The organism is Slackia sp., assembly GCF_977041755.1.
This window is the reverse complement of the sequence record NZ_CDRRGL010000060.1, coordinates 1-11130: the sequence shown is the minus strand read 5'-3', so window position 1 is coordinate 11130 and position 11130 is coordinate 1. Positions and strand designations below refer to the sequence as shown.

Here is an 11130-nt window from a genome sequence, read left to right as displayed (position 1 = left end):
CACGCCAAGCGCAACCAATGCATCTATCATGTTCCGTTAGTCCTTCTTCTTGAACTTCCAACGAATGGGCGTGCCCTCGAAATCGAACGTATCGCGGAAGCGGTTCTCGAGGAAGCGCTGGTAGTTATCATTTTCGCGCACCAGGTCGGGCTGGTTGCAGAACAGCGTGAACTCGGGCGGGCAAATATGCGTTTGCGTCATGTACTTCAGCTTCAGAACGGCCTTGCCCTTACGCACGGTATGGCCGAATTCGCGCACGCCCTCGAGCCACGCATTGAGTTTGCTTGTGGATACCTGACGGCTGAAGGCATCGTATGCCTTGTCAATGGCATCCCAAATGCGCAGCACGCCTTTGCCGGTAAGCGCCGAAATGCTGATAACAGGAGCATAACCCACGTACATCATGCGGTCATGAATGCGGTCACGCAGATCTTCGAGCTGTTCGCCCGACTCAACGATGTCACGCTTATTGAGCAGGATCACCATGGCGCAGCCACGTTCCTGCGCGTAGCCGGCGACTTTTTGGTCCTGGTCGGTCAGTCCGAGCGTGGCGTCAATCACGAGCAGGCACACGTCAGCGCGGTCGATGGCGCGCATCGCACGAACGAAGCTGTAGTATTCGACATCTTGGTCGATCTTGCTTTTGGCACGCAAACCCGCCGTGTCGACAATCTTGTATTTCTTGCCGTCGTGCTCAACCATGGTATCAATCGCGTCACGCGTCGTGCCAGCGACATCGCTCACGATAGAACGGTCAACGCCGATAAGGCGGTTCGTAAGAGAGCTTTTGCCCGCATTCGGACGGCCGATAATAGCGACGTTGATGATTTCTTCTTCCTCAACTTCCTCATGCGCGGGAAGCTTGGCGAGCTCTTCGACGACCTCGTCGAGCAAATCGCCCGTGCCGTGGCCGTGCGAAGCCGAAATGGGGCGCGGGTCGCCCAGGCCCAGGCTATAGAATTCCCACAGGGCCTCGTCTTCCTTATCAGGGTTGTCGAGCTTGTTCACCGTGAGCAGCACGGGTTTACCGCTTTTGCGCAGCACGCGAGCCACTTCAATGTCATCGGGCGTGGCGCCCGTACGACCGTCGACGAGGAAAATCACGACGTCAGCCTCGTTCGCGCCAGCAAACGCCTGTTCGCGAATGGATTTCTGGAACGCGTCCTCGTCACCCATCTCGATACCGCCGGTATCGATGAGCATGAAATGCACGCCATTCCAATCGGCCTCATGATAAGAGCGGTCGCGCGTGACGCCGCGCATCTCGTGAACGATAGCCTCGTTCTTACGGGCAATGCGGTTGACAAGCGTGGACTTGCCCACGTTGGGGCGACCCACAATAGCAACAACAGGTAAAGCCATGGTTGATCCTCAATCTATAGTTGGTTGCGACATAAGCTCCAACCGAGCGCCGGGCACGGACTGGCGCATGGCGCTTCGCGGCATGGCCGCATCGCGCCCAGCGCAACACACTTGCAATTTCACCTAATAGCCAACGACCAATTCTTCGATTTCGGCAAGGTATTCAGGCACGCTGCATGATACCACGGTCACGGGCACGCCCGACGTGTCGCGAATATCGTCCACGGTCATATCATCAAGCGTATAGCCGTTGGAGTTGAACATGATTTTCGGAAGCACCACGTAGTCGTGGGCGGAAATGCCTCGAATCGCCATGGCCACGTCAAAGCCGCACAGAAGACCGGTGACGTCGACGTTGCCGCCGAAGTGGTTATTCTTCACTACGAGCGGTACCAGGCGACCCTTCGTAGGAGCCTCTTCCATCAAACGAGCCATGCAGGGTCGCTGCGCCTCGCCGAAGATGTAGTACACGCGAGCATCTTCCTCTTCGAGCACTTCGGCCAAATGTTCGAGTTGTTCGGCGCACGATTCCCATTCATCAACCGACGTACGTACAATGCCAATACCGTCTTCAAACATCTCAAAGTTGCCATAATGCTCGGTGGGCGGAAGATGCTCAAGCAAGCTGTCGGGATATGCATTGCAGTAAAACTCATCAGCCAAATACACCCACGGAAAGCCGCGCTCGGCCAAGGCATGCTTTTGCATAGGCTCCACGGTATCGATCACATCAAGTGCGGCATCGACGTCGTTGTAGCTCTTCTCGAACGAGCACTGGTGCTTGGTATACCCAAGCGGCACAATGCCGATATTCAGAATCCCAGGATGCATATAAGCCCAAGTGAGCGTTTTCTGCAGTTCGAGGCCATCGTTATAACCCGGAGTGAGCACGATTTGAGCATCGAATTCGATGCCTGCATCGAGCAGCCTCTCGAGCATCTCAATGCCATGCGGCGCATGCTTTCCGATCATTTTGCGGCGCACTTCGGGCGTGATGCAGTGCAGCGAAAGGCGCAAAGGCGAGATATGGCGCTCAACGATTTCCTCAAAATCGTCTTCGGTCAAATTCGTGAGCGTGACAAAATTGCCCTGCAGAAAGCTCAAGCGCCAATCGTCATCGCGCAGCACGAGCGAAGCGCGCGCGTCTTCGGGAAGCTGGCGCATGAAGCAGAACACGCAGGCATTGCGGCACGTTTTGATTTTATCGAATACGGCGCCGTCGAATTCGATGCCCCAATCTTCGCCCTCGTCGCGGAAGAGGTCGACCTCGCCCGCCTCGCCGTCGGTGTCGACATACGCAACGGTGATTTCCTCGCCATCGGCATACCACCGCCAATCGAGCACATCACGCAGGGAGTTTCCGTCGACGGAAAGAATACGACAGCCCGGCGTGAAGCCCGCGTCGTCGAACGGCGAGCCTTCGGCAACGCTGATGATTTCGCCGCCGCCTTCGGGAGCGCCCGGATATTCGTGCACATAGCGACTCTCTGCCATGCACACTCCTTTCCTCAATACGAAAGCGGGCGGCCGCACGCCGCCCGCAAAATGACACATTCGAGAGTTTCTACCAGCCGAAATAGGCCGCCGGGTTCACGGCCGTGCCCGTTACGCCATTACTGCACCCCGTATTGATTTGGAAGTGCAGGTGGGGGCCCGTCGAAAAGCCCGTGCTGCCGGAAACCGAGATTTGCTGGCCAGCAGAAACGTGCTGACCAACCGATACGAGCACCTGGGAGTTATGCAGGTACCACGTTACCAAACCGCCGCCATGGTCGACCGTAACGGCGATGCCGCCCGTGCCAAACCAGCCAGCCGTGGTAACGGTACCGTCGGCCATGCAGTAGACGGGCTCGTAAGAATTCGAGAGGTCGACGCCTTGGTGGAAATCGCCAATGGAGGGTCGCCAGCCAAAACCGCTCGTGACGTATTTGCCAGGAGCCGGGTTCACCCAGCCCGAAACGCTGCCGGAATAGCTCGCAGAGGAGCCACTCGAGGAGCCGGCGCTGGCGGAACTCTGCTGAATTGCCCTTTGGGCGGCCGCCGCGGCTTCCTCTTCCTTCTTTTTGGCCTCTTCGGCGCTCATGCGCGTTTGCTCGGCCTCGGCAAGAATGGCAGAAATGTCGCTGTTCATGTCGTCATACTGCTTCTGCAGGGCAGCCTGAGCGGTTTCCAGCTCTTCTTTGGCGGCCTTGGCGTTGGCGAGCTCTTCCGCCGCGACCTTTTCCTGCTTGGAGTATTCGGCATGGGCCGCCTCGGCTTCAGCCTTGGCGTCTTTGTTCTGCTGAACCAATGCGGCATCTTGCTGGCTGATGCGCTCAACAGAATCCCAGTTGGTGACGAAGTCGTCGAACGACTGAGAGCCGAAGATGACGTCGATCATGCTCATGCTGCCTTCGCGATAAATCGAATTCGCACGTTTGGCCAGCTGATTGCGCGTGCTTTCGATGAGCGATTGAGCCTCGTCAATGCGCTGCTGCGCAGCATCCATGGCGGCAACGGCAGCCTCATGGGCGTCGTTTGCGGTGTTATAGCGCTCGAGCGCTTCGTTGTATTGCGTTTGAAGAGAATCGAGCTTGGCCTTCATTTCGTCGGCTTCGGCCTGCTTCGAGGCGGCAGACGCGGCGAGTTCGTCGGCTTTCGCATTCAATTCATCAGATTCGGCGGCGTATGCCAGCCAAGGGAAAAGCATCGCGCATCCCGCGACGCCGGCAGCTTTCAAGAAATTGCGGCGCGTCCAGCCGCGAAGTTCAGAGCCAGTTTCGTTCATAGCGTGGTTGCTCCTTAATCTGTCGTTGCGCATCCCGCAATGCGAGAATGCGCAGACCAACAGACCGATTTTAGCAGGAAACACACCCGACGAGAAGCATTACATCGCTTCCAAACATTCCACCACTTCTTGGATTTGATCGGCAGGGGTTGAAGCGCCAGCGGTCACACCCACAGTTTTGCAGCCCTCGAACCACGAAGCGTCCAGTTCATCGGCACCTTCCACGAAATGGGACTTCGGGCAATGCGCCTTGCAAATCTCGAACAGATGCGTGGTGTTCGACGAATTCTTGCCGCCCACGATAACGATTGCGTCAACTTCCCCGGCAAGGCGCGCGGCCGACTCCTGACGCTGACGCGTCGCAAAGCAGATGGTGTTTTTCACAGTAGGCTCAATGCCGCGCGCGCGAATGGCCTCGACCACCGATTCGAGCTTTTCGGTGCTTTGGGTCGTTTGCACCACAACGCCTACGGGCTCGATAAGCTCGTCAGGCAACTCGTTGGCATTGGCAACCACGACGGCACGCTCGCCCGCATGGCCGCACAACCCGAGCACCTCGGGATGGTCGGCGCGGCCCACAACCACCACGGTACCGCCCATATCACGAAGCTGCGCAGCGGAGCGCTGGGCCTTGGCCACGTGGGGGCACGTCGCGTCAATGACGGTAAGCCCCCGTTCACGCAACGTCGCGAGCACGTCAGGCTCCACGCCATGGCTGCGAATAATCACGATGCCTTCCTGCACGTCGTCGGGCGATGCGGCAACGTGCACGCCGTTGGCGTCGAGCTCTTCGACGACCTTGGGGTTGTGAATCAAAGGTCCAAGCGTATAGGTGGCTTCATCGTCGAGCATGGCGGCGTTTGCCATATCGAGTGCACGCTCGACTCCATAGCAAACGCCAGCATGTTTGGCGCGAATCACTTCCACGGGCACATCCTCCTTGGTTGGCAGGGCAAAATGCCCCAGCATTGTCATTGGGCCATAGAGCGAAACAGGCAGCTCTCCGTTTGGCGGCATGCCATGTTCGCAACTCAGCGCATTATCGTCCAGGCGAACGAATGCTAAGCAATCGGGCGCGAGAGCATTTTCCCCGCAAGCTCGGTGGAAAAATCGCGCGCCTCAGGGAACAGGGATTTCATGTCCACCTCTTCGCGGTTCACATTGTCACGAAGCGCATAGCACTCGCGCATGGCGTACCACGAAACAGCATCGAGACGGTCTTCCTTGGGAAGGAAGTCGAAGTCTTCCAGATAAATGGGGGCACCAAACACCACCGTGACCTTCGGGAAATGCATGCGCTCGCCCTTGCGCTTAATGGCATCCACGTTGCGAATAGACGACGGAACGATGGGCGCTTTGCCCATGCGCGCGATAAACGCCGCGCCACCGTGCAATTCCGTCGCGGCCGTGCCACGGTCGCGACGCGTGCCTTCGGGAAAAATGCCCACGCTTTCGCCGCGCTTCAACATGGCAGATGCGCGCTTGATTGCCGTGCGATCAGCTGATCCGCGTTTAATGGGAAACGCCCCGACGCGCGAAATCACCTGGCCCGCAAGGCCGCCGGCGTTGGCGAACATGTTGTCGCGCGCCATGAACCGCACCCACTGCTTCGGACGCGCGGCGATCCACAGGAAAGCCGGATCGAGGTAGGAAGCATGATTGCCAATAACCACCGCGCCACGCTCGCCATCGAACTGGCGCAGGTTTTCGATGCCCTCGACCTTGTAGCGGAAGGCGATTTTGAACGCGATGAAAATAATCGCGTACACGATATTGCCAACGAAGTGCCCAACGCGCTTCGGAGCGCGCTCGCCTTCTTTTACCTTTTCGAGACCATCAACAGGGTCAATGGGCATATCCCACATGTCTTTGTATGCGAGAAACACGCGTTCCTCCTATGCATTCGCGCCGGCGGCACGCGCCATAGCGCAGATTTGTTCGATGATTTCGTCAATCGTAAAACCGGTGGAATCGATGCATTTCGCATCGGCGGCGGCAACGAGCGGAGAGGTCTCGCGGGCGGAATCGAGCTCATCGCGCCTCACGATGTCGGCGAGCACCTCATCGAAATCAACGGACCCAACGCCACGGGTTTCGTTTTGCGCCACGCGACGGCGCGCGCGTTCTTCGTTGCTTGCGGTAAGGAACACCTTCACTTCGGCCTGGGGGAATACGACCGTGCCAATATCGCGACCCTCGACCACGTAATCACCCTGCGAGCCAATGCGGCGCTGCTGTTCGACGAGCGCCTCGCGCACCTCGGGGTGCTTGGAGGCAGAACTCACCGACCTGTCGATGCGCGCCGTGCGAATGTCGCCCGTCACGTCAACGCCGTCGATGAATACCTGCTTAGGCGCCGGATTGCCCGGCTCATGAGAAAACGAAATCGCACGCTCGCGCGCGATTTCGCCCAAAGCGGCAGAATCCTCAAGCGAGACACCATGCTCGAGCGCATACCACGCAATGCTTCGGTACATCGCGCCCGTGTCGAGGCAGTTGAAGCCAAGCGCCTTCGCGACCGATTTGGACACGGTCGACTTGCCAGCTCCAGAAGGGCCGTCAATAGCAATAATCATGAATAGTTTGCCTTTCTAGCGCTCACGAACAAGCGAGCGAATGTCGGAAAGAAACGCGGGGTAGCTTACCGCACACGACTCGAAATCAGCAACCTGAACGGGACAATTGCCCGAAAGACCCGCAAGTGCCCATGTCATGGCGAGACGATGGTCTTTGCCGGTTTCGAACTTCACGCCTTCAGGAATCACCAAATCGGGATCGCCCTCAATGAACAGGTCGCTGCCATCGGCCCAGGCGTCGACACCGATCTTCGTAAGGCCGTCGATAACGGCGGCCACGCGGTCAGTTTCCTTTACGCGCAGTTCATCAACGCCACGGAATACCGTGATGCCCTTCGCATGAGCCGCGACGAGCGCGAGCACGGGAACTTCGTCAACGAGTGACGGAATTTTATCGGCGGGAACCTCGCAACCATGGAGTTTGTCGCAGTATTGCACCGAAATGATGCCCGAGAGTTCTTTGCCCGAAGACGACACGCTGCGGCGCGATGCATCGACGCCCATTTGTTCGAGCGTGCGCAAAAAGCCGATGCGAGCAGGATTGAGCGACACGCCTTCGATTTGAATGGCGCTGCCCGGAATAAGAGCGGCAGCGCACGCGATGAATGCCGCCGAAGACGGGTCGCCAGGAACCACGACCTCGGACGCCTTAAGCGTTGTTGGGCCGACAACTTCGGCGACGCCCGATGCAGCCGTGGTATGGGCGCAAAATTCAGGTAACATGAGCTCGGTATGGTTGCGGCTCGGAGAGGGTTCCGTGACGCGCGTAGTGCCATCAGCGGAAAGGCCAGCGAGCAGGATCGCGGTTTTCACCTGAGCCGACGCAACAGGCGCATCGTAATCGAGCGCTTTGAGGTTGCGTGTGCCATGAATCGTAAGCGGCAGCGTGTCTTGGCCTTCGGGCAAAAACTTCGCGCCCATCCTCGAAAGCGGGCCCGAAACGCGGCGCATGGGGCGGCGGCGGAGCGAATCGTCGCCGGTGAGCTCCACCTCAATATCCCACGGGGCCAAAATGCCCATGAGCAAGCGCGTCGTGGTACCGGAATTGCCGCAATCGATTGGCTCGCTCGGCGCGCTGGGACCCTTCGCGCCCCAACCCGTAATGCCGCCATACAGGCTTCCATCAGGAGCTTTTTCCAGGTTCACCTTGGCGCCGAGCTTGCTTACCGCGCCAAGAGAGCTGCGCACATCTTCGGAATCAAGCACACCCGAAAGGCGCGAGGTGCCTTCGGCCATCGCCGCGAAAAGCACCGCGCGATGCGAAATGGATTTGTCGCCCGGCACCGAGATGCTGCCGACAAGCGGGCCGTTAACCGGCTCGATAGTCGTAAGGTTTTCCTGGATGGCCATTTTGCCCTCCTCATTCTTGCGAATCCACCAATCCTGTCGTTTGCGCTCGCTCCCCTTGATCCGCTTCGGTCAAGTCCTGCTCGCGACGAACAGCACATGAGGTGCTGTTCTGCTCGTGCGGAATCTATCGGCCCAAGGGAAGCGAGCGCAAACAAGTGATTCTGCGCCTTGCCGTTCACCTCGAACCTCGCGATACGCAAGATTCCGCACGAGCCGGAAGCCACGTAATGTGGCTTTCGCGCGAGCCAGGACCTGCCCGAAGCGGAGCGTGAGGTCCGAGGCGAACGGCAACGGCTGGTTGCCTATCGAAATTCTAGCACGCCTTGTACTACATGCCAGCGGCTTGGCGAAGGGCTTTCACCTCGGCATCGCTGAGCTCGCGCCATTGCCCTTCCGTCAAGCCATCCAAGGCAAGCGGTCCGAAGTTCGAGCGGTGCAGTTGCAGCACCTCGTGGCCGACTGCCGAACACATGCGTTTCACCTGGCGTTTCCTGCCTTCGTGAATGGTGATTTCCACATCGGTTTTACCTTTGGCTATGCGTTCGATGCGCACCTGGGCAGGCAACGTGGGACCGTCGTCGAGCTCGATTCCGCGCTCGAGGACCTGCGCCTGCTCTTGCGACATAATGCCCGCGACGCGCGCATGGTACGTTTTATCGACATGGTAGCGCGGATGCAGCAAGCTGTTGCCGAGTTCGCCATCGGTCGAGAAGAGCAGAAGGCCGGTGGTGTCCATATCGAGGCGCCCTACAGGGAAAAGCCCGGGGAAGCGATCGGTAGGCACAAGGCTTGCCACACAAGGACGCCCGTGGGGGTCGGACATGGTGGTCAAATATCCAGCAGGCTTATTGAGCATGATGGTGACCGACGAATCGAACAGGCGCACGACTACGCCGTCGACCTCGACCACATCGCACAGCGGGTCCACTTTGCTGCCGAGCTCGGTTACCACTTCCCCGTTCACGCGCACGCGGCCCGCGGTCATGAGGTTTTCACTTCCACGACGGCTCGCAGCACCCGCTCGCGCGAGAAACTTCTGCAGGCGCATGGGAACAATGGCCTCACCGTTCGGGCCAAACTGGGTGGGCTTAGGATCGCTCATCGGCTAGGCCTCACTTTCGTCGTTGGTTGCGGCGTCTTCGACGCTACAAGCGTCATCCTCGGCACCAATCAAATTGCTTTCGCGGCGACGCGCGTCGTCCTCGACGTCGCGAACGTCGGCTTCCGCGCCGCGAGCATCACTTTCAACACCTCGCGTGTCTTCTTCGCCGCCTTCATCGACCGACCACACCGTTTCGGGCATGCCGAAAGTCTGAGCGATTGCATCACCCATGCCCGATGTCGCGGCGAGCTCGTCGCCTTCTCCGCCTTCAATCGCGGGCGCGAAATCGCCTACGATGCGCTCACTTTCGTCAAGGCCCAAATCGAGCGTCAAGTCGTCATCGAAAAGCGTCGCCACCTGCTCTTCGTGAGCTTTGCGCGTCGCGCCCAAACGCTCGCGAATCAGCTCGCGGCTCTGCTCATCGGGCGCGAAATCTTCCAAATTCGGCAAGTCGCGCGTTGACGCAAGGCCGAATTTCTCCAAGAACGTACGCGATGTGGCATAGAGAATCGGCTGGCCAGGCGCATTTTTATCGCGTCCCGCCTCGCGCACGAGGCCCTTTTCGACAAGGGAATTAATCGGGCTGTCGGAATTCACGCCACGCACCGACGTCACGCCCGCGCGCGTAATAGGCTGGTTGTAGGCGATGACGGCAAGCGTTTCTAGAGCCGCCTGCGTAAGCTTGCGCGTGTCCCACGACAGCACGTATTTCTCAATAAGCCCATGGTAGCGCGGATGCGTATAAAAACGCCAACCGCCCGCAACCTCGCGCAGCTGGACGCCGCGATCTTCCGCCTCAAGGTGTGCGCGAATCGCATCGAGAGCCGCTTCGACGGACTTCAAATCGACTTCTAGCATCTCGGCTATCGTAAGCGCGCCCACAGGCTCATCGCTCACGAACAGCAACGCCTCAATAGCCCCAGAGATATCGGGCGATTGCATTTCCCCATGCTCTTCCATTACGTCCACTGCTCCTCATCAGATTCTGTGAAGACAAGCTCGCCGCTGCCTTCGATATAGTCGATGCGAATGTCGGAGAACGAGCCCGATTGCTCAAGCGAAACCATACCGCGCTTGTACAGCTCGAGTATCGCCAGGAAATTGACCACGCGCAGCTGCAAGGTGGGCGCCGCTTCCAAAAGCTCGCTGAACATCATGCGCTTGCGCGTGCTGATACGCCTATGGATTGCGCGCACGTGCGTTTCCACGGGAATGGGTTTCGCTGCGATATGCTCGCTTTCAAGCAGGAATACCTCGCGTCGAGCCATGGCCTCGGCGCACAAAAATGCAAGCGAATCGAGCGTGGTCGACTCCAAGTAATCGGGCATAATTCCCAAAAATTCCTGGTCGGGGCCACAAAGACGCGGATGCATGCGTCCTTCGAGCTCGAAGCGGTTTTTCAAGGCAGCAGCCGCATTCTTGTATTGCTTATAGGCGATGAGCTTTTCGATGAGGATTTCTCTCGCCTCGTTCGGAGAAAGTTCCTCAAGCTCATCTTCGACCTCAGTTTTCTCGCTGGGAATAAGCGAAGCGGCTTTAATGTCAAGCAATGTCGATGCCACAAGCAGAAAGTCGCTCGCGACTTCCAAATCGAGCTTTTGCATGCGGTCGATATAGGCCACGTATTGGTCGACGATTTCGGTGATTGAGATGGACCCGATATCGACCTTTTGACGGCTCACCAAGTAGAGCAGCAGGTCAAAAGGTCCTTCGAAACTCTCTATGCGTACGCGATACGACACGCTGCACCGCTAGTAGATTTTGAACGGGAAGCAGAAATTCGCCAAATTGCCCGCCGTGGCATCGAGATACATGCCAATGGGATTCACGTTGAAAAGGTACGGCACCAAAATAACCACGATCATGAACACGGGCAACGCGTACTGCTGAATACGGTAATACGAATGCAGCTGCTTATCGTTAAGGAACAGCGCGATGATGCTCGAACCATCGAGCGGCGGAATCGGAATGAG

General features: G+C 58.2%; 10 protein-coding genes and 1 pseudogene. All 11 read right to left on the bottom strand.

The features are described 5' to 3' along the window. Positions 1-36: 36 nt before the first annotated feature. A complete protein-coding gene (der, locus tag ACWI8T_RS05800) occupies positions 37-1362 on the bottom strand; it encodes a ribosome biogenesis GTPase Der (RefSeq protein ID WP_114615019.1) in 1326 nt (441 codons plus the stop codon). 123 nt (positions 1363-1485) lie between these two features. After that, positions 1486-2856, bottom strand: coding sequence for a DUF512 domain-containing protein (locus tag ACWI8T_RS05795; protein ID WP_418861364.1), 1371 nt, complete (start codon positions 2854-2856; stop codon positions 1486-1488). Between the two features lie 70 nt (positions 2857-2926). Beyond that, on the bottom strand, positions 2927-4129 hold the full coding sequence (locus tag ACWI8T_RS05790) for a murein hydrolase activator EnvC family protein (protein ID WP_417754493.1): 1203 nt from the start codon (positions 4127-4129) through the stop codon (positions 2927-2929). A gap of 99 nt (positions 4130-4228) precedes the next feature. Then, entirely contained in the window at positions 4229-5056 is an 828-nt protein-coding gene (gene ispH, locus ACWI8T_RS05785; RefSeq protein WP_449138272.1) for a 4-hydroxy-3-methylbut-2-enyl diphosphate reductase, read from the bottom strand. Between the two features lie 134 nt (positions 5057-5190). After that, a complete protein-coding gene (locus ACWI8T_RS05780) occupies positions 5191-6015 on the bottom strand; it encodes a lysophospholipid acyltransferase family protein (protein ID WP_449138271.1) in 825 nt (274 codons plus the stop codon). A 9-nt stretch (positions 6016-6024) separates the two neighbouring features. Then, a complete protein-coding gene (cmk, locus tag ACWI8T_RS05775) occupies positions 6025-6705 on the bottom strand; it encodes a (d)CMP kinase (protein WP_114615016.1) in 681 nt (226 codons plus the stop codon). 15 nt (positions 6706-6720) lie between these two features. After that, positions 6721-8055 carry a 3-phosphoshikimate 1-carboxyvinyltransferase gene (aroA, locus tag ACWI8T_RS05770; RefSeq protein WP_449138270.1) on the bottom strand — a complete coding sequence of 445 codons (1335 nt, stop codon included), beginning with the start codon at positions 8053-8055 and terminating at the stop codon, positions 6721-6723. Positions 8056-8383: 328 nt separating this feature from the next. Continuing rightward, a complete protein-coding gene (locus tag ACWI8T_RS05765; protein WP_449138269.1) occupies positions 8384-9157 on the bottom strand; it encodes a pseudouridine synthase in 774 nt (257 codons plus the stop codon). Between the two features lie 3 nt (positions 9158-9160). Further along, positions 9161-10117, bottom strand: coding sequence for an SMC-Scp complex subunit ScpB (scpB, locus tag ACWI8T_RS05760; RefSeq protein WP_449138268.1), 957 nt, complete (start codon positions 10115-10117; stop codon positions 9161-9163). Next, positions 10117-10899, bottom strand: coding sequence for a segregation and condensation protein A (locus ACWI8T_RS05755; RefSeq protein ID WP_449138267.1), 783 nt, complete (start codon positions 10897-10899; stop codon positions 10117-10119). Before ACWI8T_RS05755 ends, scpB begins: the two co-directional genes overlap by 1 nt. A gap of 9 nt (positions 10900-10908) precedes the next feature. Further along, positions 10909-11130 (bottom strand): annotated as a pseudogene (locus tag ACWI8T_RS05750) (site-2 protease family protein); the annotation flags it as partial.